General features: G+C 38.5%; 30 protein-coding genes and 1 pseudogene. 27 read left to right on the top strand and 4 right to left on the bottom strand.

Going from position 1 to position 25,469, the window contains the following annotated elements:
• Positions 1 to 21 precede the first annotated feature (21 nt).
• From mobT to ACZYT4_RS11775, 14 genes and pseudogenes are all read left to right on the top strand, one after another.
• A complete protein-coding gene (gene mobT, locus ACZYT4_RS11840; protein WP_117593987.1) occupies positions 22 to 1,218 on the top strand; it encodes a MobT family relaxase in 1,197 nt (398 codons plus the stop codon).
• Between the two features lie 33 nt (positions 1,219 to 1,251).
• A pseudogene (locus ACZYT4_RS11835) lies at positions 1,252 to 1,365 on the top strand (DUF3789 domain-containing protein); the annotation flags it as partial.
• Positions 1,366 to 1,587: a hypothetical protein gene (locus ACZYT4_RS11830; RefSeq protein ID WP_002323342.1), complete on the top strand. Its 222-nt coding sequence runs from the start codon at positions 1,366 to 1,368 to the stop codon at positions 1,585 to 1,587.
• Positions 1,588 to 1,670: 83 nt separating this feature from the next.
• Positions 1,671 to 2,102, top strand: coding sequence for a regulatory YrvL family protein (locus tag ACZYT4_RS11825; protein WP_079768435.1), 432 nt, complete (start codon positions 1,671 to 1,673; stop codon positions 2,100 to 2,102).
• Positions 2,103 to 2,280: 178 nt separating this feature from the next.
• A complete protein-coding gene (locus ACZYT4_RS11820; RefSeq protein ID WP_074087113.1) occupies positions 2,281 to 2,787 on the top strand; it encodes a DUF2975 domain-containing protein in 507 nt (168 codons plus the stop codon).
• Between the two features lie 12 nt (positions 2,788 to 2,799).
• Positions 2,800 to 3,015 carry a helix-turn-helix domain-containing protein gene (locus ACZYT4_RS11815; protein WP_074087111.1) on the top strand — a complete coding sequence of 72 codons (216 nt, stop codon included), beginning with the start codon at positions 2,800 to 2,802 and terminating at the stop codon, positions 3,013 to 3,015.
• Positions 3,016 to 3,193: 178 nt separating this feature from the next.
• On the top strand, positions 3,194 to 3,400 hold the full coding sequence (locus ACZYT4_RS11810; RefSeq protein ID WP_435896810.1) for a hypothetical protein: 207 nt from the start codon (positions 3,194 to 3,196) through the stop codon (positions 3,398 to 3,400).
• Positions 3,319 to 3,822, top strand: coding sequence for an antirestriction protein ArdA (locus tag ACZYT4_RS11805; RefSeq protein WP_008787619.1), 504 nt, complete (start codon positions 3,319 to 3,321; stop codon positions 3,820 to 3,822). The genes ACZYT4_RS11810 and ACZYT4_RS11805 overlap by 82 nt, the downstream gene beginning before the upstream one ends.
• A 17-nt stretch (positions 3,823 to 3,839) precedes the next feature.
• Complete coding sequence (locus ACZYT4_RS11800) at positions 3,840 to 4,343, top strand: antirestriction protein ArdA (RefSeq protein ID WP_002323345.1); 504 nt, start codon at positions 3,840 to 3,842, stop codon at positions 4,341 to 4,343.
• 116 nt (positions 4,344 to 4,459) lie between these two features.
• On the top strand, positions 4,460 to 4,858 hold the full coding sequence (locus ACZYT4_RS11795; protein ID WP_009243016.1) for a conjugal transfer protein: 399 nt from the start codon (positions 4,460 to 4,462) through the stop codon (positions 4,856 to 4,858).
• The gene (gene tcpF, locus ACZYT4_RS11790) at positions 4,836 to 7,286 is read left to right on the top strand and encodes a conjugal transfer ATPase TcpF (RefSeq protein ID WP_008787620.1); all 2,451 of its coding nucleotides are present in this window, start codon (positions 4,836 to 4,838) and stop codon (positions 7,284 to 7,286) included. Before ACZYT4_RS11795 ends, tcpF begins: the two co-directional genes overlap by 23 nt.
• Positions 7,286 to 9,496 carry a CD3337/EF1877 family mobilome membrane protein gene (locus ACZYT4_RS11785; RefSeq protein ID WP_463785972.1) on the top strand — a complete coding sequence of 737 codons (2,211 nt, stop codon included), beginning with the start codon at positions 7,286 to 7,288 and terminating at the stop codon, positions 9,494 to 9,496. Before tcpF ends, ACZYT4_RS11785 begins: the two co-directional genes overlap by 1 nt.
• Positions 9,493 to 10,500: a C40 family peptidase gene (locus ACZYT4_RS11780; RefSeq protein WP_003431918.1), complete on the top strand. Its 1,008-nt coding sequence runs from the start codon at positions 9,493 to 9,495 to the stop codon at positions 10,498 to 10,500. The genes ACZYT4_RS11785 and ACZYT4_RS11780 overlap by 4 nt, the downstream gene beginning before the upstream one ends.
• Positions 10,501 to 10,516: 16 nt before the next feature.
• Complete coding sequence (locus tag ACZYT4_RS11775) at positions 10,517 to 11,428, top strand: conjugal transfer protein (protein ID WP_003431915.1); 912 nt, start codon at positions 10,517 to 10,519, stop codon at positions 11,426 to 11,428.
• 64 nt (positions 11,429 to 11,492) lie between these two features.
• On the opposite strand, the gene ACZYT4_RS11770 is transcribed toward ACZYT4_RS11775, so the two are convergent.
• Positions 11,493 to 12,869, bottom strand: coding sequence for a sensor histidine kinase (locus tag ACZYT4_RS11770; RefSeq protein ID WP_003431912.1), 1,377 nt, complete (start codon positions 12,867 to 12,869; stop codon positions 11,493 to 11,495).
• Complete coding sequence (locus tag ACZYT4_RS11765) at positions 12,869 to 13,579, bottom strand: response regulator transcription factor (RefSeq protein WP_003431910.1); 711 nt, start codon at positions 13,577 to 13,579, stop codon at positions 12,869 to 12,871. Before ACZYT4_RS11765 ends, ACZYT4_RS11770 begins: the two co-directional genes overlap by 1 nt.
• A gap of 162 nt (positions 13,580 to 13,741) precedes the next feature.
• Here ACZYT4_RS11765 and ACZYT4_RS11760 point away from each other — a divergent pair, with 162 nt between their 5' ends.
• The 5 genes from ACZYT4_RS11760 to ACZYT4_RS11740 are packed head-to-tail and all read left to right on the top strand — an operon-like array spanning position 13,742 to position 16,567.
• On the top strand, positions 13,742 to 14,506 hold the full coding sequence (locus tag ACZYT4_RS11760; protein ID WP_074087101.1) for an ABC transporter ATP-binding protein: 765 nt from the start codon (positions 13,742 to 13,744) through the stop codon (positions 14,504 to 14,506).
• Positions 14,503 to 15,228, top strand: a complete 726-nt coding sequence (locus ACZYT4_RS11755) for an ABC transporter permease (protein ID WP_003431907.1) — start codon at positions 14,503 to 14,505, stop codon at positions 15,226 to 15,228. The genes ACZYT4_RS11760 and ACZYT4_RS11755 overlap by 4 nt, the downstream gene beginning before the upstream one ends.
• Before the next feature lie 15 nt (positions 15,229 to 15,243).
• Entirely contained in the window at positions 15,244 to 16,008 is a 765-nt protein-coding gene (locus ACZYT4_RS11750) for an ABC transporter permease (protein WP_003431905.1), read from the top strand.
• 6 nt (positions 16,009 to 16,014) lie between these two features.
• Entirely contained in the window at positions 16,015 to 16,299 is a 285-nt protein-coding gene (locus ACZYT4_RS11745; protein WP_003431903.1) for a hypothetical protein, read from the top strand.
• Between the two features lie 43 nt (positions 16,300 to 16,342).
• Positions 16,343 to 16,567 carry a hypothetical protein gene (locus ACZYT4_RS11740; protein ID WP_003431901.1) on the top strand — a complete coding sequence of 75 codons (225 nt, stop codon included), beginning with the start codon at positions 16,343 to 16,345 and terminating at the stop codon, positions 16,565 to 16,567.
• 45 nt (positions 16,568 to 16,612) lie between these two features.
• Here ACZYT4_RS11740 and ACZYT4_RS11735 read toward each other — a convergent pair whose 3' ends face one another.
• The gene (locus tag ACZYT4_RS11735; RefSeq protein WP_074087096.1) at positions 16,613 to 17,905 is read right to left on the bottom strand and encodes a sensor histidine kinase; all 1,293 of its coding nucleotides are present in this window, start codon (positions 17,903 to 17,905) and stop codon (positions 16,613 to 16,615) included.
• On the bottom strand, positions 17,899 to 18,585 hold the full coding sequence (locus ACZYT4_RS11730) for a response regulator transcription factor (protein WP_005342376.1): 687 nt from the start codon (positions 18,583 to 18,585) through the stop codon (positions 17,899 to 17,901). The genes ACZYT4_RS11735 and ACZYT4_RS11730 overlap by 7 nt, the downstream gene beginning before the upstream one ends.
• Positions 18,586 to 18,747: 162 nt before the next feature.
• Here ACZYT4_RS11730 and ACZYT4_RS11725 point away from each other — a divergent pair, with 162 nt between their 5' ends.
• From ACZYT4_RS11725 to ACZYT4_RS11690, 8 genes are all read left to right on the top strand, one after another.
• Entirely contained in the window at positions 18,748 to 19,242 is a 495-nt protein-coding gene (locus ACZYT4_RS11725; protein WP_005342377.1) for a hypothetical protein, read from the top strand.
• 11 nt (positions 19,243 to 19,253) lie between these two features.
• Positions 19,254 to 20,477, top strand: a complete 1,224-nt coding sequence (locus ACZYT4_RS11720) for an ABC transporter permease (RefSeq protein ID WP_005342379.1) — start codon at positions 19,254 to 19,256, stop codon at positions 20,475 to 20,477.
• A gap of 3 nt (positions 20,478 to 20,480) precedes the next feature.
• A complete protein-coding gene (locus ACZYT4_RS11715) occupies positions 20,481 to 21,926 on the top strand; it encodes an ABC transporter permease (protein ID WP_005342380.1) in 1,446 nt (481 codons plus the stop codon).
• A gap of 13 nt (positions 21,927 to 21,939) precedes the next feature.
• On the top strand, positions 21,940 to 22,575 hold the full coding sequence (locus ACZYT4_RS11710; protein WP_005342381.1) for an ABC transporter ATP-binding protein: 636 nt from the start codon (positions 21,940 to 21,942) through the stop codon (positions 22,573 to 22,575).
• A gap of 274 nt (positions 22,576 to 22,849) precedes the next feature.
• Positions 22,850 to 23,290, top strand: coding sequence for an RNA polymerase sigma factor (locus ACZYT4_RS11705; RefSeq protein ID WP_003431889.1), 441 nt, complete (start codon positions 22,850 to 22,852; stop codon positions 23,288 to 23,290).
• Positions 23,275 to 23,508, top strand: a complete 234-nt coding sequence (locus tag ACZYT4_RS11700; protein ID WP_003431885.1) for a helix-turn-helix domain-containing protein — start codon at positions 23,275 to 23,277, stop codon at positions 23,506 to 23,508. Before ACZYT4_RS11705 ends, ACZYT4_RS11700 begins: the two co-directional genes overlap by 16 nt.
• A 313-nt stretch (positions 23,509 to 23,821) precedes the next feature.
• Positions 23,822 to 24,025 (top strand): excisionase, encoded by a 204-nt coding sequence (locus ACZYT4_RS11695; protein WP_004613735.1) that lies wholly within the window; start codon positions 23,822 to 23,824, stop codon positions 24,023 to 24,025.
• Positions 24,026 to 24,103: 78 nt separating this feature from the next.
• Positions 24,104 to 25,294: a site-specific integrase gene (locus tag ACZYT4_RS11690; RefSeq protein WP_074087088.1), complete on the top strand. Its 1,191-nt coding sequence runs from the start codon at positions 24,104 to 24,106 to the stop codon at positions 25,292 to 25,294.
• The last annotated feature ends 175 nt before the right edge of the window (positions 25,295 to 25,469 follow it).

Raw genomic sequence — 25,469 nt, 5'->3', positions numbered from 1 at the left:
CACACTTTACAGATTGGGGGTATGGTTCTGAATGAAGAACAATGGATAAAAGAATTACGGGAGAAACGGATTGCTTACGGTATCTCACAAGGCAGGCTGGCGGTGGCTTCTGGTATCACAAGGGAATATCTCAACAAGATAGAAAGTGGAAAAATGAAGCCGTCAAAGGAACTTCTGGAAACTCTGTATAAAGAACTGGCAAGGTTCAATCCAGAAGCACCGCTTACCATGCTGTTTGATTATGTGAAAATTCGTTTTCCTACGCTGGATATACAGCACATCATCAAAGATATATTAAAACTGAATATCAATTATATGCTCCATGAAGATTACGGGCGTTACAGCTATACGGAGCATTATTCTTTAGGGGACATCTTTATCTATACGTCGGCTGACGAAGAAAAAGGTGTCCTTTTAGAATTAAAGGGGCGTGGTTGCAGGCAGTTTGAAAGTTACCTGCTGGCACAGCAAAGAAGCTGGTATGACTTCCTCATGGACGCACTTATAGACGGTGGTGTGATGAAGCGTATCGACCTTGCTATCAACGACCATACGGGCATTTTGGATATTCCAGAGCTTGCGGAAAAATGCAGGAAACGGGAATATATCGGAAAGTCCAGAAGCTATAAGTTTTACCAGTCGGGCGAGCTTATCAAGCACAGAGAGGACGACAGAGAATATATGGGACGTACCCTTTATCTTGGTTCGCTGAAATCAGATGTGTATTTCTGTATCTATGAAAAGGACTATGAGCAGTACGTCAAGCTGGGGACACCTCTGGAAGAAGCTGACATTATCAACCGTTTTGAGATACGGCTTCGCAATGAACGAGCCTATTATGCAGTACGAGATTTGCTGACGTATTATGACGCAGAGCAGACCGCATTTTCTATCATCAACCAGTATGTGCGGTTTGTTGATGAAGAACCCGACAAGCGAAAAAATGACTGGAAACTCAATGACCGCTGGGCTTGGTTTATCGGAGATAACAGACAGAGCTTGAAGCTGACGACAAAGCCAGAGCCTTACACCTTAGACCGTACATTGCGGTGGGTACAAAGGCAGGTAGCACCGACCTTGAAAATGCTGAGAAAGATTGATAAGGGAAACGGTACAGACTACATGGAAACAATCGAACAGCAGGCAAAGCTCACAGAAAAGCATGAAATGATAATCAAACAGCAGACGACCCCTGCAAAAGATTTGGTGGAAAGTTAGGAGTGATAAAAAATGTGGGTATTATTAAAAGACTTCCTGCTGGTATCTATGGGAATGGGTATCGGCGTAGTCTTGATGTGTATTTTGAATGTCGGCAAAGAAGCTGACTATGAAATGAAACAATTAAAAGAAAGCGAGGACAATTAAATGAATTTCGGACAAAATTTATATCAATGGTTTTTATCAAACGCACAGAGCTTAGTGCTTATGGCGATCGTGGTTATCGGTATCTACTTAGGGTTTAAACGTGAGTTTTCCAAACTTATCGGTTTCTTAGTAGTTGCCTTAATTGCTGTCGGCTTGGTATTCAATGCTGGTGGTGTGAAAGATGTACTGTTAGAGCTGTTCAACAAGATTATCGGTGCATAAAATTTTATTGTAGTGCTGATATGAGAATGTTATAATGTGGATATGAAAAAAGCGAGAATTTAGAAGTTATGGAGTGTGAAACATTGAAAGAATTTTTTGAAAAGCATAAAGAAAAGATAATAACACTTTTATTATGTGGAGTTTTATTTATTATCGTACTATCTGTTTTAGCTCTAATAAGTGGTGCAATAATGAAAGTGTTTGGGTTTGAATATCGTTCTATCGGAAGTATTATTTTGTTTTTTATTATTGCAACAATTATTTCTTATCCTTTAGGCTTGATTGCTGGTGCATTTCCAAAGGCTTTGTTATCTTTAGACAAAGTATCTATTTATACAGCAATGGCACTCTATTTAATCTTAGACACATTTGCAACTTTTTGGGGATTGAGAATTACAGATTATTGTATGCAAACTATTTCAGCAGAAGATATATCTATTTTTGTTATATCACTAATATTTGCATTATTAGGGGTTAGCGATATTAAAAAAATTCCGCACGATGAAGTTCGATAAATACTACTTTCACAATTTCATATCTATACGCCCAAAGCAGTTAATCTAAGGATTGACTGCTTTTTATACCGATAATAATGTTGATGATAAAATATTTAATGTTTATCATTAAGAAATGATTGACAAAAATAAAAAGAATGATATACTGTGTGTTAAGAAATGAAAGGAGCTTTTACTTATGAAAGAAAAACCATTGAGAAAATCTGCTCGTTTTATCTCCATACTTCTTAGCATTGGCTGTATTATTTTCGGTATAATGAGTGTATTATTATTTGCAGGAATTATGGTTTTCGTTTGTGCCAAACTTTTTTTCTCGGAGATATTCCTAGAAGCGTGGGAAACTGCTATTAAAGCAGGTCAAACTCTTAGTTTTGGACAATGTATATTCTTTTTCATTTGCGTTCTTGGAGAGTTTATTTGTATCTTTTTAGCCTTATATAACGCCAAAAGAATATTTGGGTGTATCAGCAAAGGACATTCTCCTTTTACAAACACAACAGCTATTCAGATACGCAAAATAGCACTGTATGTTCTATTATTTGCTGTATTTTCCGTACTCTCTGTATTTAAGATGGTGTTTTCATCATTCTTTATGTGTGCCTTGTTTGCCCTTATCTTGTACTGTATTTCTCTCATTTTTGATTATGGGTGTGAGTTACAACAAGAGATAGATGAAACACTATAAAGGAGATAAGATATGGCAATAATTTTAAGACTTGATAGAATGATGGCTGATAGAAAAATAAGCTTAAATGAACTATCAGAAAAGGTTGGCATTGCAAATGTCAATTTATCCAAAATCAAAACAGGTAAAGTAAGTGCTATTCGCTTCTCTACGCTAAATGCTATTTGCAAAGCACTGGATTGTCAACCAGGGGATATATTGGAATATCAGAAAGACATAGAAGAATAAAATACAATTTCATATCCATACACACAAAGCAGTTAGTCTTATGATTGACTGCTTTTTTCTTACCAAAATTTCAGATTGGAGTGATGAAATGAGCGATATTTTTAAGGATATACAGGCAAACGTCGGCTGTGAATACATTTCCGACCTGCCCTCTTACAAGCGTAAGGTGTGGCAGGAAATGAAACGACTGAACCCTGCCGATTATGAAGAAAGACAGTTAGAAGATTTTTCTAAATATGTGTTTGGTATGTCGTACCAGACCTTACAAGATGTGATGAAACAACAGAAAGGACGTGAGGAACAATGCAGGAAACAAGGGTGCTGGTGGAAACGAAAGGAACAACTGGCGAAGAAACAACATCATACTGGTTTGACCTGCCGATAGATGTTGCAGAGTTTGAAGAAAAGTTAGGTGTCGGTGCAGAAAGTGGGGATTACCGCATTATCGAAAAGGTACTGCCCTTTGCTGATGAAGTCCACGAACATACAAGCGTGTACCAGCTCAACGAATTAGATTTTATGTACCGCCAGCTTTCAAGCGATATGCAGGAAGAATATGTATCACTTCTTACCGTGTATGAAAATTTAGAAGCACTTTATATTTGCAGGAACGTGATTACGGTTTATCCCGACTGCAAAAGCATGATAGATGTTGCAAGGCAAAAGCTGATGAACGACCCGACATTTAAGCATTTATCCGAGGACTGTCAAGAATATTACTTTGACTTTGAAGCCTACGCTTCTCACTTGCAGGAACACGGGAAATTTTTAGTAACAGAACACGGTATCTTTGAACTGCCAGAGTAGGAAATGAGGTGGTGCTTATGATTGATGATATGGCGGTTTACATTGCTAATCTTGGCAAATACAATGAGGGCTATTTAGTCGGTGCTTGGTTCACGTTCCCCATTGACGAGGAAGATGTGAAAGAAAAAATCGGCTTGAATGAACAGTATGAGGAATACGCTATCCATGATACCGACAACTTCCCCATTGCGATTGGCGAGTATGTTTCCATTGAAGAACTTAATGAGATGTATGAAATGATAGAGGAACTTCCCGACTATATCGTAGAGTGTCTGGACGAATTTATCAGCCACTACGGGACGCTGGAAGAAGTCGTGGAACACAAGGACGATATTTATTATTATCCCGACTGTGAAACTATGACAGACGTTGCCTATTACTACATAGACGAATTGCAGGCACTTGGGGACATTCCACCCAGCTTACAGAATTACATTGACTATGAAGCCTACGGGCGAGATTTGGATATGGGCGGTTGCTTTATTGAAACAAGCCGAGGTATGTGCGAGATACCATATTAACGCTGGAAGATCAGCGACAAGCATTGTTGTTACTGACAGCGTATTTCTCTTTAAGGGACAGTCTGAAAATGGCTGTCCTTTTCTATTTAGAAACTTACGAAAGGAGCTGAAAGAACTTGAAAAAGATTAAATCTTATACGGGTATCTGGAACGTGGAAAAAGTCTTGTATGCAATCAATGACTTTAACTTACCCTTTCCCGTTACCTTTACACAGATTACATGGTTTGTGATTACGGAATTTCTCATTATTCTGTTTGGGGATATTCCCCCACTTTCCATGATTGAGGGAGCATTTCTCAAATACTTTGGTATTCCCGTTGCTCTCACATGGTTTATGTCGCAGAAAACCTTTGACGGAAAGAAGCCGTACAGCTTTTTGAAATCACAGATAACCTATGCCCTGCGACCGAAAATCACTTATGCAGGAAAAGCCGTAAAACTGCATAAGCAGATACTCAATGAAACAATCACGGCAGTAAGGAGTGTGAACTATGTTCCCGATAAAATATATTGACAATAACCTTGTCTGGAATAAGGACAATGAGGTGTTTGCTTATTATGAGCTGATACCATACAACTATTCTTTCCTATCCGCAGAGCAGAAATTTATCGTGCATGACAGTTTCCGACAGCTTATCGCACAGTCCCGTGAGGGAAAAATTCATGCGTTGCAGATTGCAACGGAAAGCTCAATACGAAGTATGCAGGAGCAGTCAAAGAAGCTGGTTACGGGGAAATTAAAGGAAGTTGCCTGCCAGAAGATAGACGAACAGACCGAAGCGTTAGTATCAATGATTGGGGACAATCAAGTGGACTACCGCTTTTTTCTTGGCTTTAAGCTCATGGTTACGGAAGAACAGCTCAATCTGAAGAACATCAAAAAATCGGCGTGGCTGACATTCAAGGAATTTCTCCATGAAGTGAACCACACGCTGATGAATGACTTTGTTTCCATGCCGAATGATGAAATCAACCGTTATATGAAAATGGAAAAGTTGCTGGAAAATAAAATCTCCCGTCGCTTTAAGGTGCGTCGCTTGGAAATCCATGATTTTGGGTATCTCATGGAACATCTTTACGGCAGGGACGGTATCGCCTATGAAGATTATGAGTACCAGCTACCAAAGAAGAAATTACAGAAAGAAACGCTGATAAAATACTACGACCTTATCCGTCCGACAAGGTGTGTGATTGAGGAAAGCCAGCGGTATTTGCGATTGGAACATGAGGACAGGGAAAGCTATGTGTCCTACTTTACCGTCAATGCGATTGTTGGCGAGCTTGATTTTCCGTCGTCTGAAATCTTCTATTTCCAGCAACAGCAATTCACATTCCCCGTTGATACTTCTATGAATGTAGAAATCGTGGAGAACCGTAAAGCATTAACAACCGTCCGCAACAAGAAAAAGGAATTGAAAGACCTTGACAATCACGCTTATCAAGCAGGAAGTGAAACAAGCTCAAATGTGGTGGACGCATTAGACAGCGTGGATGAGCTGGAAACGGACTTAGACCAGACAAAAGAAAGTATGTATAAGCTCTCTTATGTAGTGCGTGTATCGGCTGATGATTTGGACGAATTAAAACGCCGTTGTGATGAAGTCAAAGATTTTTACGACGACCTCAATGTAAAGCTGGTGCGTCCTGCTGGGGATATGCTGGGGCTTCATTCTGAATTTCTTCCTGCCAGCAAGCGATATATCAATGACTACGTGCAGTATGTAAAATCAGATTTCTTGGCAGGTCTTGGTTTTGGTGCGACCCAGCAGTTAGGGGAAACTACGGGTATCTATATGGGCTATTCCGTTGATACGGGAAGAAATGTGTACCTGCAACCGTCGTTAGCTTCGCAGGGTGTAAAAGGTACAGTAACAAACGCTCTTGCTTCTGCTTTTGTCGGTTCGCTTGGCGGTGGAAAGTCATTCTGCAACAATCTTCTGGTATATTATGCGGTGCTGTTTGGCGGTCAAGCAGTCATTTTAGACCCCAAAGCTGAGAGGGGCAACTGGAAAGAAACGCTCCCAGAAATCGCCCATGAAATCAATATCGTAAACCTTACCAGCGACAAGGACAATGCAGGACTTCTTGACCCGTTCGTGATTATGAAGAATGTAAAAGACGCTGAAAGTCTGGCAATCGACATCTTAACATTCCTTACGGGTATTTCCTCTAGGGACGGCGAAAAATTCCCTGTACTTCGTAAGGCGGTACGCTCCGTTACCCAGAGCGACAGTCGGGGCTTGCTCCATGTGATAGACGAGCTACGCCGTGAAGATACACCCATATCAAGAAATATCGCAGAACATATCGACAGCTTCACGGACTACGACTTTGCACACCTGCTGTTTTCAGACGGTACGGTGGAAAATGCAATCAGTCTGGATAACCAACTCAATATCATTCAAGTAGCGGACTTAGTATTACCAGATAAGGATACAACATTTGAGGAATACACGACCATTGAATTATTGTCGGTGTCTATGCTGATTGTGATTAGTACCTTTGCCCTTGATTTTATCCATTCAGACAGAAGCATTTTTAAGATTGTAGACCTTGACGAAGCGTGGGCGTTCTTAAATGTGGCACAAGGCGAAACTTTATCAAATAAGCTGGTGCGTGCTGGACGAGCTATGCAGGCAGGCGTCTATTTTGTTACACAATCTTCTGGCGACGTGTCAAAGGAAAGTCTGAAAAACAATATCGGCTTGAAGTTTGCCTTTCGTTCTACTGACATCAACGAGATAAAGCAGACCTTAGAATTTTTCGGTATCGACAAGGACGACGAGAACAACCAGAAACGCTTGCGTGATTTGGAGAACGGACAATGCTTATTGCAGGACTTATACGGGCGTGTCGGTGTGGTGCAGATACACCCAGTCTTTGAAGAACTGCTACACGCCTTTGATACCAGACCGCCCGTACAGAGAAATGAGGTGGAGTGATGAAAGAAAGGATAAAAGGTGCGTTCACAAAAAGGAAGATACTTCACTTTCTCAAAATGGCTCTGTTTGTCGTGGCACTCTCCCTTATCCTGCTCTCACTTCTGGGGACGGTGGCTCATGCGACGGGGCTTGTGGACGATACCATAAACGCAGAAAATCTTTACTCAAAATATCCGCTGTCGAATTACCAGCTTGATTTTTATGTGGATAATAGCTGGTCGTGGTTGCCATGGAACTGGCTGGACGGTATCGGAAAATCGGTGCAGTACGGACTTTACTGCATTACCAATTTTGTCTGGACGATAAGCCTTTATTTAAGCAATGCTACGGGCTATGTGGTGCAGGAAGCATACAAACTTGATTTTATTAACGATATGGCAGACAGTATCGGACAAAGCATACAGACCCTTGCAGGCGTTACCGAGAACGGCTTTTCTTCTACGGGCTTCTATGTCGGTTTCCTGCTTCTCATTATCTTAATAGTGGGACTTTATGTTGCCTATACGGGACTTATCAAACGCGAAACCAGCAAGGCACTTCACGCTGTTATTAACTTTGTGGTGGTGTTCGTGTTGTCCGCTTCCTTTATTGCCTACGCTCCCGATTACATCAAGAAGATAAATGAATTTTCATCAGACATCAGTACCGCTTCTTTGGACTTGGGAACAAAAATCATGCTCCCCAACTCTGACAGCGAGGGCAAGGACAGCGTGGACTTGATACGGGACAGCTTGTTTTCCATTCAAGTGGAACAGCCGTGGCTCTTGCTTCAATTTGGTAACAGCAACGCAGAGGAAATCGGGACAGACCGTGTAGAAGCTCTGGTATCAGTAAGTCCAGAGGACGAGGACGGCAAGACCAGAGAGGAAGTCGTGAAAACAGAAATCGAGGACAATGACAACAACAATCTGACGATACCGCAGGTCGTAAACCGTTTAGGTATGGTGTTCTTCCTGCTATTCTTTAACTTAGGTATCACGATATTTGTATTCTTGCTTACGGGTATGATGTTGTTCAGCCAGATACTCTTTATTATCTTTGCAATGTTTTTACCTATCAGCTTTCTACTTTCCATGATACCGAGCTATGAAAGCATGGCAAAGCAGGCAATCGTGAGGGTATTTAATACCATAATGACACGGGCAGGAATAACGCTCATTGTAACGGTGGCGTTCAGCATTTCCAGTATGTTTTATAACATCTCCACAGACTACCCGTTCTTTATGGTGGCGTTCTTGCAGATAGTGTGTTTTGCTGGTATCTATATGAAACTGGGCGACTTAATGAGTATGTTCTCACTTAATGCTGGCGACAGTCAAAACATGGGACGAAGAATTTTCCGCAGACCGTATCTGTTTATGCGACATGGGGCTAGGCGTATGGAACACCGTATTGCAAGGGCGGTAAGTGCTGGCGGTATTTCGGGCGGTGTCGCTGGTGCGGTGGCTGGAAGTGCCGTTGCTAATAAACGAGCGGAAAGAAAAAATACAGCTTCAAAAGAAAATCGGGGCAATACCACTTCCAGCATGGGACAGCGTGCAGGCTCAAAGGTTGGTGCTGTCTTAGATACGAAAAATAAAGTAAAAGACAAGGCAAACGCTGTCAAAGAGAATATCAAGGATATGCCAACACAGACCGCTTATGCGGTATATTCCGCAAAGGAAAAAGCAAAGTCCAGCGTGTCTGACTTCAAGCGTGGTATGGTGCAGGAACAGCAGTCCAGACAAACGGGACGATTGGAAAAGCAGACACAGCATAGACAAAATATCGCCGATAAGCGTATGGAGCTTCAAAAGGCACAAGAAGCAAGGCAGGCACAGCGAAAGGCTGACGGATCAGCGACAACGGGAGCTACCCGTCCCCATGAGCGACCAGCCACGGCTTCAACCATTCCAAAGCCGAGTATGGAAAAGACGCAGGAAGTCAAACGCCCTGCCACAGCGACCACTTCAAAAACAAGTGAGCCAGTCAAGACAAGTGTTATCAAAGAGCGTCCGCTATCTTCTGGTGCTTCTGATAGAAAAGCGACCCAGTCTGTACAGCCAGTACATAGGCAGAATGTAGAAAAAGTGGTATCGCAGGAAACACGCCAGAACTACAAAGCAGAGCGTACTACAAAGACACAGACCTTTGAACAATCAAAGCGTACAACAGAACATACCGAAAAGAACCGTAGTCTTGTAATGAAGAAAGGACAGAAGAAAAAATGAAACTGAAACATATCGCTATCATTGGCAGTCTGTTTCCTATCCTCTTTTCTCTGGTGCTTTTCTTTGGTGTCTTGATTAGTGCGGACAGCGACGACGAGAACAGTAACTTTTCTTCTGGCATTACGGGTATGAACTTATCCGCAGAAGTCTTGAAACATCAGCCTATGGTGGAAAAATATGCCAGAGAATACGGCATTTCCGAGTATGTCAATGTGCTACTGGCTATCATTCAAGTAGAAAGTGGCGGTACGGCAGAAGATGTTATGCAGAGTTCAGAAAGTCTGGGACTACCGCCCAACTCTTTAGATACAGAAAGCTCAATCAAGCAGGGGTGTAAATATTTTGCGTCCCTGCTTTCTTCCTGCAAAAATCAAGGTATCGACGATTTGAATGTAGCGATACAGTCCTATAACTATGGCGGTGGTTATGTGGGATATGTGGCAGGAAAAGGAAAGAAACATACCTACAATCTTGCAGAGAGCTTCGCCCGTGAGAAATCGGGCGGAAAGAAAGTAACCTACACCAACCCGATAGCTGTTGCGAAGAACGGGGGCTGGCGGTATGGCTATGGAAATATGTTCTATGTGGAATTAGTCAATCAATATCTGACTGTGGCACATTTTGATAATGCGACGGCACAAGCGATTATGAATGAAGCGTTGAAATATCAAGGCTGGAAGTATGTGTATGGTGGCAGTAACCCGAACACTTCCTTTGATTGTAGCGGACTTGTGCAATGGTGCTATGGAAAAGCTGGTATCTCCTTACCGAGAACAGCACAAGCACAGTATGACGCTACCCAACATCTTCCACTCTCGCAGGCAAAGGCTGGGGACTTGGTGTTTTTCCATTCCACCTATAATGCTGGTTCGTATGTAACCCATGTGGGAATATATGTGGGAAATAACCAGATGTACCATGCAGGCGACCCGATAGGATATGCAGACCTAAGCAGTAGTTACTGGCAACAGCACTTAATCGGTGCAGGACGAGTAAAACAATAGAAAGGACTTGAAAAATATGTTTAAGAAGAATAAGAAACAGACAGAAACTATCAAAGAACCAAAAGAAAAAAAGGTGCGTACTGTCAAGGTAGGCACACATCAGAAAACCGTGATTGCGTTGTGGGTGGTGCTTATCGCAAGCGTGAGTTTTGGGGTGTATAAGAATTTTACGGCTATCGACCAGCACACGACCCACGAAAAAGAAATCATTGAGCTTCGCTTACAGGACACCAACGGGATAGAAAATTTCGTGAAGAACTTTGCGAAGTCCTACTACACATGGAGTAACAGTAAAGAAGCGATTGAAGCAAGGACGCAGGCAATCAACGGTTATCTGACAAAGGAATTGCAGGACTTGAATATAGATACCATTAGAACCGATATACCGACCAGCTCCACAGTTACAGATGTGATTGTGTGGCATATCGAGCAATCGGGAACGGACACTTTTTCTGCTACCTACGAAGTAGATCAGCAGATAAAAGAGGGAGAACAGACAAGAAATGTCAAGGCAACCTATACCGTAAAAGTCCATGTAGACGCTGACGGGGATATGGTAATCGTTCAGAACCCTACCCTTGCACCAGCAATCGAAAAATCAGACTATGAGCTAAAGACACCAGAAGCAGACGCAAGCGTAGACGCTGATACCGTCAATGACGCTACCGCATTTCTGGAAACATTCTTTAAGCTCTACCCAACAGCCACAGAAAAAGAGCTTGCCTACTATGTAGCTGGAAATGTGATTGAACCTATCGGCAGGGACTACCTTTATTCTGAATTGGTAAACCCTATCTTTACAAAGAACGGGGATAATGTGAAAGTCAAGGTAGCGGTAAAATTCCTTGATAATCAGACAAAGGCGACGCAGGTATCACAGTATGAGCTTGTGTTACAAAAGGATAGTAACTGGAAGATTGTAGGATAAATGATATAAAAAGACCGTAGCCTGTAATATAACACTCTGATGTGATATACAAGCTACGGTTTTGTCATTGATTATTTATAGGTAAGGAAATAGTTGTAGAAAAGCCTTTATTTAATGCACTTGAAATGGAAACTGTTCCTTTATGAATAGAAATGATTTCTTTCACAAGAAGAAGTCCTAGACCATGTCGCAAATCTAACCTATTATCTGTACTTTGTAAATAATGAGGTGTCGATTGTATTTTTTGTAGTTCTTTTTCGGAAATTCCTTTTCCATTATCGCTGATTACTAATTCTAAATTATTTCCATTTATTTCTAATCTAACTGAAATTATACAGCCGTTTTCATTATGATTGATACTGTTAGAAATAATATTTTGTATTGCTCGACATAGCAATCTTTCGTCGCCTATAATAGTGATTTGTTCTGTATTATGGTTTAAGTTCAATTCAAATTCAAACTTATTATTTATATTGCTGTTTAGATATTCAGCAACAATTTCTCGTATCAATTTACAGAAATGAACTGGTTTTTCTTGATGTGGTTGCACATTATAATTTAATTGGCTTACAAGGTTTAAATCTTGAACCAAATTTTTGATTTTTACACTTTGAATTTTGATAATATTAGCTTGTTTTCTAGCGTTTTCCTCAACATTTAATGAAGAAGATATTCTATCTGCATATCCCATAATCATGGAAAGGGGTGTTCGTATATCGTGTGAAACGCCACTTATCCAGTTTGCTCTTGCTTGATTTTGTTTTTTTAATTGCAATGACGTTTCGTTGATACGATTTCCAATTTCTTCCAATTCTCCATTTATATTAAGTGTAACCGTTTCGCCGTGTGATAGTTTATCTATTCCATTGAGTATAGGGGAAATTTTTAACATCACATTTCGTTTTGATAAGTAGTACACAATAAATAGAATGGCAATATTTGATACTAACATAATCAAAAAAAGAAAGGGTGTTTTCTGTATTGCTGATAAGGGAAGATAGTTAGTCATAAATTTTGAATAGCTGTTCTTTGGATAACCTAATACTAATAAATCATTTCCTTGTTTCCATGTAAATACGGGATAATTTTCGATATACCCCTTAGAAAAGGTAGCAACATCTTGTAATGAATAGTTTAATGGTATTTCTTTTGGTAGATTGTGTTTCCATACTACATTACCATTATCATCTATTACTATTCCCCAGATATTGTTTGTAACTAAATCTTTTTGACATTTATTATTTAATATATATTCTCCATTTTGAATAGTAAGGTTATTAGATACTTTTTCTAGTATTTGAATAGGATTATCTTTGCTTATACTGTTGACAGTACCATTAAAAGTTAGGAAGAAAATTAATAAATCTAAAAGCACTATAAGAATTACTACTGATAAGTATATAAAGAAATGTTTACTGATAAATTTTCCAAAATTACGCATTATTGTAACCTGCTTTCCACGTTTATTTTATATCCCAATCCTTTAACAGTTATTAATGATTTTGGTTTTGAGGGGTTAAGTTCAATTTTTTCTCTTATACGTCGAATATGAGCAAGGAGAGAATTTCCATATCCAAATGGGTTATCGCCCCATACAGCTTCACAAAGAGCGTCTATTGTTACAATATGATTAGCATTTCGTACAAGTGTTTCTAAAATATCATGTTCTTTTGCGGTAAGAGGTAAAACTTCATCGTTCTTTATAACTTGTGCATTAGCCAAATCAATTTTACAATCATGTAATTCTATAAGAGGGCTATCTTCCTTATAACATCTGCGTAATACGGCATTTAGGCGAAAGACAAGTTCTTTTGGCATAAAGGGTTTTGTTATATAATCGTCAGCTCCTAACCCAAAACCAGAATATTTATCTTGTATATCATCTTTTGCAGTCAAAAATATTACTGGAATATTAGTGAAACTTCTTAGTGCGTCCATAAGTTCAAAACCGTTTCCGTCTGGAAGCATAACATCTAATATAGCTATATCTGGTTTTTCCTGTTGGCAGATTTCCAAAGCTGATTTTACACAATCAGCGGTAATAATATTAAAAAAGTTTTCATCTTCTAATATGGTAATGAGCATACTTCTTAAACTTTCTTCATCATCAACTATTAATACTTTTTTTGATTTTAAGTATGTATCTTTCATTTGTTTGTCACACTCTCTTTATCTTTTTCTTTATCCTATTATAACATTCTGAAAAAAGTTGAACAGTCATTTTCGCATTTGTAAGGTAAATGTAAGGTAGAGAGAATGTTGCTGTAATGTCGGTGTTTTATATTATAAGTAACGAGAAAGGAGTTAAAAATTATGAAAAACATGATTGAAACTAAAAATTTGACAAAAACATACAAAGAGTTTATTGCAGTAGACCACGTATCTTTACACATTAAGAAAGGTAGTATTTACGGTTTTCTCGGACCAAATGGTGCTGGGAAATCTACGACTATGAAAATGCTTTTGGGTTTGACTGCACCTACTGATGGAGAATTTCAAATTGATAACATGACTTTCCCGAATGACCGTGTTCGTATTTTGAAAGAAGTTGGTTCATTTATCGAGTCTCCGTCATTCTATCCAAATTTAACAGGTAGAGAAAACCTTGATATTATTCGTAGAATTTTAGAACTTCCAGCGTCAAGTGTTGATAAAGCATTAGAATTAGTAGGATTATCTGAATTTGGTAATCGCTTGGCAAAAAAATATTCTTTAGGAATGAAACAGCGTTTAGGTCTTGCTTCTGCTCTACTTGGCGAACCACCAGTTTTAATTTTAGATGAACCAACCAATGGTTTAGATCCAGCAGGTATTCACGAAATTCGCAATCTCATTAAAACACTTCCAAAAAGATATGACTGTACGGTTCTAATTTCGTCACATATGCTGTCAGAAATTGAATTATTAGCAGACGATATTGGTATTTTAAATCATGGAAGATTATTATTTGAAGGAAGTCTTGATGATTTGAAATTGACGGCACATCAAGCTGGCTTTGAAAATGATAACTTAGAAGAAATGTTTTTATCTATGATTGATGAGGACAATGCCAATAGAAAGCAGAGGTTAAAATTATGAAGAATTTAACCGTAGAATTAAAAAAATGTAAACGTACTGGAATATTAGTGGTTTTACCGCTTGTTGGACTTCTTGGTGCATTATACGCTTTTGTAAATTTTATAGTTCGTAAAGAGGTTTTGTTGAGTTTACCGCTTCCGCCTATGGACGTTTTGCTGACACAACTTTATGGAATGGTTATGGTTCTTAATATGTTCGGCATTATCGTGGCAACAACTTTAACATATAATATGGAGTTTCAAGGAAATGCAATTAAAAAGATGTATATGCTTCCTTTTAAGACATCATCTATTTTCAAAAATAAATTTTATATATTATTTGTTTTGCTTACTTTTTGTATCGTCTTGCAAAATGGAGCATTGTGTATTATTGGAAATATCTTTTTACCCAACGGAACTTTTGAGTTACTAACACTTGTCAAATATACAGGATATTGCTTTGTATCATCTTTACCTGTATTGGCATTTATGCTTTTGGTGTCATCACGATGTGAAAATATATGGTTTACATTAGGTATTGGAGTAGCAGGTTTTTTTAGCGGTATGGCAATGTCCCTTTCAGATATATCACTATTTCTTGTCAATCCATTTGTACTGATGATGAAACCTGCGGTAGCTTCAACAGCAAGTATTGATACAGGTATTTTAATATTGGGAGTTTTTGAAACAATCATATTCTTTATGATTGGCTGGTATCTTTGCAAAATAAAGCATTATGAATAAAAGGGGGGCAATCGTATGTCAATTATTGAATTGTTAAAAATAGAATTTATGAAAGTAAAAAGGTCTATGATTTTACCTTTGCTTTTAATTCCGCCTATCTTAGTTGTGATTTCTGGCGTATCTAGTATTAGTATGTATATGACGCCAGAATATACAGACGCTTGGTCGGCAATGTTCATTCAAAGTGCATTACTTTTTGGATATTATTTACTTCCATTTTCAATGGTAATTGTTTGCGTTATGATTTCCAACAGAGAAACAAAGAATAATGGTATATTAAAAATGCTTGCTTTGCCCATCAGTAAAGGAAAACTTGCATTGGCAAAGTTCTTTGTATTATTAAGTTTTTTAATGATTGAATTATTAATCTTTTTCAGTTCATTCATCATTGCAGGCATTATTGCTACTAAAATAATGAATGTGGCAGAAAATATTCCTGTTTTCTACTTACTCACATGGACATTAAAATTGTTTGCAACAATGATTCCAGCTATTGCTTGTATGTGGGCGATTACTGTACTATTTGAAAAACCACTATTGTCTATGGGATTAAATTTACTCTTAATAATTCCGGGGGTTTTAATTGCTAATACGCCTTTATGGTTAGTGTACCCTTATTGTTATAGTGGTTATGTCGTATCAGACGCATTACATACTGTAACAACGACGGGAACAGGAAGTACAATATCGCTATTTCCTTTTATACCGTGTGCTGTAATCATATCAGCCCTTGCACTATATGTTTCTATTAAATGCTTTGGACGAAAAGAAATGAGGTAATATAAAATGAAAAAAAATAAATTAAGTGTTATTACATTTATCATTTCGCTGTTACCATTTATCACGTTATTGATTTCTCTTTTTACAGAAGAAATTACAGGAGGACTTCAAACGGGATTGATTGTATTAAATGTAATCTCGATATTATCTGGTTTTGTTCTTTCGGTTTCGTTAGTAAAAAATCCCAAACGACGAGATGTATTTTCAATCGTCGCTTTATGTGTTAGTGCTTTTTTCGGTTTTCTTATGTTTGGTATTTTAGCTTTTGGCTTAATAGCCACTTTTATGTAAAAAATGTTTATGAAAAATATATAGATTAAAGGTTATTTGAAATATGATAGGTCTAAAAAAACGAGATATTAAAAAAGCTTTGAAAGCAGGTGCAAAGGCTGGCGGTGTTTCATTGGCTGATATACGGGCTGATATTGAAGCAACGATTGATGAAGCCATGAACAGCCCAGACCCAGAGGTGCAGGCAAATTTCAAAAAATATTTTGGTAATAAACGCCCTACCCCAGAAGAATATATTTACAAGATTACCAAAAAGACAAAGATTTGAAAAAAGGCTTGCTCCATACATATTGTATGATCTGCAAGCCTTAATCTATTTCAGAGGAAATTTAACAGTAAAAGTAGCACCGCCACCAGCAGTATCATTGATAGTTATTGTGCCGTTCAGCATTTGGGTTAATTCTTTGGCGATACTTAGTCCCAGTCCAAAATTTGATTTGTTCGTATGGGACTTGTCGCCACTATAAAAGCGGTCAAAAATATACTGCTTATCTTCATCAGAAATGCCTTGTCCGTGGTCTGCCACAGAAAAAGCAATATTCTTTTCGGTGGCGATTACTTCTATCTCTATCAAAGAATTATTCTTGGAATGTTGAATGGCATTATCCATAAAGACACACAAGATTTGAAACAGTCTGTCTTTGTCAGTAAGCATGGCAGGATAACTTTCTTCGGATAAATGTAGTTTTAGTTCTAAATTCTGCTTCATGCAGACTGGTTCGTAGGTTTCATATAACGTAATGAGCAAGGTATCTACATTGATTGTGCTTTTATGCAATGTCCATGTTTTTGCGTCAGAAGAAGCTAAAAGTAACATATCTTTGACTAAACGGGATAACCGCATACATTCAAAATCTATGGTCTGTACGGCTTGCCTTGCCTGTTCGTTTAAGGGAACATTATCAAGAAGCATATCCGTGTTGGAAATCATAACAGCAAGTGGAGATTTTAATTCATGGGACGCTGTTGCAACAAAATCTTTTTGGCTTTGCAATATTCGTTCTGTTGGGGCAAAAGACTTTTTCAGCAGATAACGGGTTAGTATGATAACAACGATACAAGCCAAAAGCCAGATAAGAAGATATATCGGTAATGTCTTTTGTAAAATATCCGTCAAGCCAGCTGTCTGATAAAGAAAAGTCCCATGATATACGGTATCATTTGCTGTCATAATTGTAGCAGGAATAACAAAATAAGTATCGTGATGTTTTCCTTTTATTTCCAGAAAACCGCCTTGTGAAGTTGTGGTGCTTTCTGTTTGTGATAATGGCTGTGTAGAAATCTGTTTTTCTACATCATGCAACAACTTGTCCGCAGAAGTTGGAAATGGAAAATCACTTTGATAAACGGTATTCCCTTTTGTATCGCTAATCAAGGAAAAAATATGATAACTTTCTTCGTAGGCTTTGAGTGCTTTATCCATATCCGAAGAATCACTTTCCGCTTGATAAATCAGCAAGGTTGTTAATCTTTGAAACAAGGTACTTTCGTTGATTTTCTCCGTATAAACCGTATTCGCAACAACAAAGAAAATCACAAGGGTAATAATCAGCATAACAGAACTTGCAAACAGAATATGAAGTTTTCGGTATAAATTATTTAACATGTTTCTTTCTCCAGTTTGTACCCTGCCCCGTAGACCGTTGTTATTTTACAGGAACTTTTTAACTCTTTTAGGCGTTTTCGCAGAAAAGAAATGTAACTGTCTACATTGCCAGTTTCTACCTCGGAAGAACTGCCCCAGATTTTAAGGATTAGCTGTTCACGGGAAAATAGTGTTTCTGGGTTCTGCATAAATACAAAAGTCAATTCGGTTTCCTTTGAAGTTAATAAAATAGAATTGACGGGTGTAGATAAGGTTCGGCTGTCTTTATCAAAAGTTAAATCTCCATATTGTAATTTAGACGATAACTGGATATTGGCAGGTCGCCTTGTCAATGCCCGAACCCTTGCAAGCAATTCTTTGATATGAAATGGCTTTACTAAGTAATCATCAGCACCGCCGTCTAAACCCTCCACCCGATTATCAAGGGTACTCATGGCTGTAATGATAAGGATAGGAATAGATATTCCTTTTCTACGCATAGATTTTATGATTGTTAAGCCGTCAATAATCGGTAGCATACGGTCTACAATGGCAATGTCATAAGCATAGTCTGTATTTAAGGCATACAGCATAGCGGTTTCCCCGTCATTGCAACAATCAACCATATAGTTTTCTTTTTCCAGCGAATTTTTTATATTTTTACATAATTCTAAATCATCTTCCAGAAGAAGTATTTTCATAATGTATCAATCCTTTTCTATATAAATTATAGACAGTATAACAGAAAAGTCTGTAAAAATCCTCTAAAAAATGATGATGATTTTCTTACTTTTTTACAGGATTTTTAGAATGGTTTGCTTTTACAATAGGGGCATATCGAACAAGAAAGGTGGAATACAAAAATGAAAAAGACAAACATCAGTAAATTCATAGCAGTTGGATTATGTATCTGTGCATTGACGGGGTGTGGTGCAAGTCCAGATGAGAAACCAGATACGTCTAATCCTATTGTCAATTCTAATACGAATGAAGAAAATGCAAATGGTTCTTCAGAAAATAAAGGAAACGACATATTAGATTCTGCTAATTTGATAGGAAGTGTTTTGGAATTTACAGACAATGGTTGCTTGGTAAATCAAGCAAAAGATATTGAGGGGGGAGCTGGGATAAAAATAGAAGCACCGGGAATGGAAAAAAAAGAGAATGCTGTTTCTGTAACCTATAACCCAGATTGTGAATTTGTCATTGCCACAGTAAATGCACAGTCTGGTGTTACAAATGTAACAACGGGTTCTATATCCGATGTGAAAAAGCAATCTGAAGTATATCTCTATGGAGAGTTTGCAGACACAAATCATTTCAATGCAACAAAGGTTGTCATAGCCCATTGGGAATAGAGGTGTGAAGTATGAAGTTTTATCAACTTGGTTTTCGCTATTTACAGCGAAAAAAAGGGAAAACCATTCTTCTGTTGATTGTTTTGATACTTGTAAACAGTATGATTTTAGGTACAAGCATGATTTTAAGGACTACAAATGAGTCCAAACAAGCCATGCAGGAAAAGACAAACTCTAAGATTGTGGCTGAAATTACAAGTAAGGACAGCAAGATAACAGAGAATGAAGTAAACAAGATTGAAACGCTAGAAGATGTTTCGTCTATCAACCGCATTGGTAGACAAGAGGTATTTCCGAATAATTTTGCTCCCGTTACGCTCAATACTTCTACGAATGAGGAAAATTTGAAAATAGCACTGCTTTCCTATGATGATTTGGAAAAGGACAGCCCTTTTTCAGAAATGCAGTACCGCTTAGCTTCTGGCGATTATATCAAGCGTGAGAAAAAGGGTGCTGTTATCAATGCGAACCTTGCAAATCAAAATGAGCTAAAAGTTGGAGATACGATTGAATTAAGTACAGAAAACGGAACAAAAGTATCTGTTCAGATTATTGGAATTTTCATGTCCGCAGGAAATGCGGAAAAAGACCAGCCGTCAGAAACTACCGCAGTCAATCGAATAGAAAATCAAATCTTTATTGACAACAGTACTTATAAAGAATTGTTCAAAGAAGCTGAATTTGAAAAAATCTGCATTTACTCAAAAAGACCAGAAAAATTAGATGTGCTGGAAACCAGCCTGCAAAAAATATTCGGAAATGATGTAGCACTTAGCACGTCTGATACCCTTTATCAACAGATGTCTGCTCCATTAGAGCAAATCAGTAAGGTGGCAAATCTTATGCTGGTACTTACATTGGTAACTGGTACTGTTGTTGTTTCCCTGCTGTTATGTATGTGGATGCGGACAAGGCAAAAAGAGGTGGCAATCTTTATGAGCCTCGGCAAGACAAAAAGTGAAATTTTCCTGCAAACTTTATTAGAAGCAGGCAGTGTATTTACACTTTCGGTTTTAGGAGCAACAGCCATTGGTAAATTGTTCTCGGGCGTTTTGCAAAACGTCATTACCGGTTCAGAAACAGTAACAGAAAATCTGAAAGTGGTTTTGCAGATACAAGATATTGGAATGTTGTTCCTTTTAGGCGGTGCAGTTATTTTGGTGGCATTGTGCTGTTCCATTCTTCCGATATTACGAGCAAACCCAAAAGATATATTAGCAAAAATGGAGGGATAGTACATGAATTTTTTTGGATTGGCAAGGCGTTCTGTGTTCAGAAAGCCCGTAAAAAGTATTCTCTTATTGTTGATTGTTTTTGCAATCAGTACCTTGCTTCTTGCAGGTGTGGCGAGCAAAAATGCCAGTATTGAGGTGCAGGACAAAACCAGACAAGCCATAGGTGCAGGCTTTCTTTTAGAAAGAAATGCAGAGTACCGAACAAAGCGAGTTCGTGAATACTCAGAAAAGATTGGTAATGATAAGGAAGGTAGTTTTGGTGGCTACCATCAGGAAAAAGAGATTATCAATGGTGTGGAGACTTGGACAGGCTGGACAACAAATGAATTTGAAAGCTTAGATATAAAAGACATTGAGAAATTGGCAAAAGCAAAAGGAATTGCTGATTACAATATTACAACAGTAACAACTCCCGTAAACCCTGTAAATTTCAAAAGGATTGAAGATAAAGATGTAGACCAGAATGCAGATGTTGGCGGTGTAAGTTTAATTGGAAACAAAGATATGAAACTAGACAGAAATGTTTTATCTGGAAACCTGCATATCAAAGAGGGACGAATGATAACCCCAGAGGATAAAGATATGTGTGTCATTTCAGAGGAACTGGCAAAGCAAAATAATCTGAAAATCGGCGATAAGATTTCTTTTAATGATTACCACGATACTGAAAATTCAAAGGTATCAGAAGCTGAGATTGTTGGAATTTATCAAGTGGATCAAAAGATGTCCCCACTTATGCAGGGAGATACTTACCGTTCGGAAAATGTAATATTTACAGATTTGAGATTTCCAGAAAAGGCAGAGGGTGAAACAAGTCCATTATATGAAAGAGCCTATTTCAAAGTGGAAGATGTGGAAGCTTACGACGAAGTAAAAGAAAATCTGCAAAAAGTAGACATCAATTGGGAGCAATATGATTTGATTGACAATAACGGAAATTCCGAAACCATGTCCTCAAACTTCAATGATTTAGCAAAAGTAAGCGAAATGATGATATTGGTAATCTCTGTTGCAAGTTTTGTTATCCTTGTTTTAGTATTTCTTTTCTGGTTGAAAAATCGGGTGCAGGAAGTCGGTATTTTCTTATCTCTCGGTGTTCCGAAATTTAGAATTATCGGACAAATTTGGAGCGAAGCGATTATGATTGCTGTTCTTTCTCTTATGTTATCCTTTGCTGTCGCTCCTGCCGTTTCCAAAGCAACTGCAAATTATCTGGTATCACAGCAGGTTCAGCAAATGCAGGAGGAAGAAAAGAATAATGAGGGAAAAGTATCCACAGAATACGTTGCACCAAAGCAGGACGTGCAGAGTATCAGCGTAGAGGTTACACCAGAAATGTATCTACTGGACGGTGTAAGTGTTCTTGTGTTGATAACGGCTTCTGTTCTGGTATCTGGAATTGTAATACTAAAGAGAAACCCGAAAGATATTTTATCGGAAATGAGTTAGGAGGACGACGAAAATGTTAGAAGTAAAGAATGTAAGCTATGCTTACAAAACAAAAAAAGATAAAACCATTTTGAATAATGTATCTGCTACTTTCGAGGAGGGTATCTTCTATACCATTGTCGGTCCGAGTGGTGCAGGAAAAACAACACTCTTATCGTTGTTAGCAGGCTTAGACACAGCGGTAAAAGGGACTGTACTTTGCAATGGCGAGGACATTACAAAAAAAGGGCTGAATTACCACAGAAAGCATAATATCTCATTGGTATTTCAAAATTATAATCTGATTGATTATTTGACAACGGTTGAAAATGTCAAATTAGGTGGTAGTGGAAATGCTGAAAAATTATTGGAAGAAGTCGGCATTGGAAAAGAATACTGGCAGAGAAATGTATTGCAACTATCTGGTGGACAACAACAGCGTGTGGCGATTGCAAGAGCTTTAGCCAGCGACGCTCATGTACTTTTGGCAGATGAACCGACGGGAAATCTTGATGAAACTACCGCTGATGAAATCATTGCTTTGCTGAAAAAGACTGCACATGAATTAGGAAAATGTGTTGTTGTCGTTACACATAGTAAGCATTTGGCAGAAGAAGCCGACGAAATCTTAGAAATTAAAAACGGTGCAATTTCTTTTCTGTCTGAATAAACAAGAATAGTGCCGTAAAGGAGCTGTCATTATGGAATATTTTAGATATACCTCGACACAATCAATTTGACCCTAACGGCATTTTTATAAGAACTAAATACAATACAGTTTCAAAGGCTCGTACAGACTATATGTTTTGTGCGGGCTTTTTTCATGCCAGAAAAAAATTTTTTAAGTTTTTTTTGATTTTGGTTACGCTGTACCCCACTTTCAACGCGGTATATATGAAAAGGGGCAGACACCTCTTTTCGACTAGCGAAAGGAGGTGAGGAAAATGAAACCGTCAGAACTACAAGAAAAAACCTGTCATCAATTCGATTGTGCTATTAAAACAGTTATACGTCATAGAGCGATTGACTTCTATCGAGCGATACGTCGTTCAGAGAAAAAAGAAATGCCATTCGCCGAAATTATGGACGACCTCTTAAATTCCATAGGTACAGAAGATACATATTCTACGGATTATGTTGCAGTATTTGAAGTCTGTGGAGAAAAAGTATCAATCGAAGATGAACAACTGGCTCGTGCATTGAAAGCTATTGAAGAACGAAAGCGTAATATCGTTTTACAGTATTTTTTCATTGGGGACACGGACACTTACATTGGGAAAATGCTTGACTGTTCCAGAGCGAATGTAACGAAGTGCAGAATACAAGCACTAGACAAGTTAAAGCAACTGATTGAGGAGGAAAAAGAAAAATGCCAAAAGAGCTGACACCGACTTTCACGGTTATTTCCAAAGCCTGCGACGGCGACGAAACAGCAATTTCAAAAATCTTGGAATTTTATGACCCATATATCAATCAATGCTGTATGCGTCCGTTTTACGACGATAACAACAACTTACGTCTTGCGGTAGATTTGGAAATGAAAGGTTTTATCAAAGAAGCGATTATTCGTAAAATCTTAAACTTTGATATTAAACGCTTCTAATTCATATCGGGATTGATTATGCCCGTCTGGTCTTTGACAACTGAATAAAGCAGACAGATACGTTTGTGAGATAGCAAGCCACGGGGACTGTACGCCATGACCTTTCCAAAAGAAAGCGAGCGACCCACGCAGTGATCCGAGAGCGACCGTTGGAAAAGTCGCTTTGCCACGACCTATCCTCACAGAATAATGATACGTCCGCATGGTGCGGTTCTGCCCACAAGAATGGGAATAGTTGAGATACTAACGGAGCTTTCCAAAGCCGTCTGCCTGCTTGTAAAAAATGACACACAGTAAAGGAGGTGCATAGATTATGAACAATACTGATGTGCCTATCTGGGAAAAATATACTCTGACGATTGAAGAAGCGTCTAAATACTTCCGCATTGGCGAAAAGAAATTGCGTAAATTAGCCGAAGAAAATATTGACGCTGGCTGGGTTATCGTGAACGGTAATCGTATTCAGATTAAGCGAAAACAATTTGAAAAAATCATAGATACATTGGACGAAATCTAATGTCATTGAGCCGTAGATATGGTATAATAAGGTATAGCGTATCACGGCTCATTCCATGACGGAAAGGAGCTTTACACTATGTCTAATGTAAAACGAAAAGACAGTAAAAATCGCAATTTGCGTAATGGAGAGAGCCAGCGAAAAGACGGAAGATACGTTTATAAATATACCGATATATACGGAAAGCCACAATTTATCTATTCTTGGAAACTTGTACCGACAGACAAGACACCTGCTGGAAAGCGTGATGATATATCGTTGAGGGAAAAAGAAGCACAGATAAAAAAAGACCTTAACGACGGTATCGACACAGTCGGTGGTAAAATGACAGTCTGCCAGCTCTATGAGAAGAAGAACAGCCAAAGAAAGAACATTAAAAGGGCTACTGAAAAAGGACGACAGTATCTTATGAACGCTCTGAAAAACGACCCATTGGGTATGAGGGCGATTGATACTGTGAAGCAGTCGGACGCTAAAGAATGGGCTATCAGAATGAGTGAAAAAGGATATGCCTATAAAACGATTGATAACTATAAGCGTTCCTTGAAAGCGTCATTTTACATGGCGATACAAGACGACTGTATCAGAAAGAACCCATTTGACTTTAAGCTAAGTGATGTTCTGGAAGATGATACGGAGCAGAAAGTTATCCTTACACCAGAGCAGGAAGAACGCCTGCTTGCCTTTATGGAAAAGGACAAGATTTACAGCAAGTATTATGATGAGGTTGTGCTTCTGCTGGAAACGGGACTTCGTATTTCTGAATTTTGCGGACTAACGACGCATATTGATATGCAGAACAGAATACTCAATATAGACCACCAGTTATTGAAAGACAGCGAAATCGGCTACTATATTGAAACGCCTAAGACCAAAAACGGAAAACGGGAACTTCCATTGACAGAACGGGCTTATCAAGCAATCCAAAGAATACTAAAGAGCAGAGGAAAAGCACAACCGCTGATTGTAGGTGGTTACAGCAATTTCCTATTCTTAAACCGTGAGGGCTTGCCTAAAGTTGCAGGAAACTATGAGGGCATGGTGCGAGGATTGATTAAGAAGTATAACAAATATCACACGGACAAGTTACCGAACATCACACCACATTCATTCCGACATACTTATTGTACGAATATGGCAAACAGAGGAATGAACCCTAACACTCTGCAATATCTCATGGGACACGCTAACATAACCATGACACTTGGTTATTACGCACACGGTACATTTCAATCTGCAAAAGCGGAGCTGGAAAGGCTGGCTTGTTAATATCGGAGCTTATATTTACTACTCATTTACTACTTTTGGTTGCATTTTCATGCTGGTAAATGCCAGCTTATGCAAGGTATCTTCCAAAAAGAAAATACCGATAAAGCCCTAAAATACGGGATATATCGGCATTTACCAACTTATGAAAAGATAATCAGAAATTTAGTAAGTTTTT

Source organism: Massilimicrobiota sp. mt181, from assembly GCF_055420065.1.
This window is presented reverse-complemented; position numbering and strand designations above follow the sequence as displayed.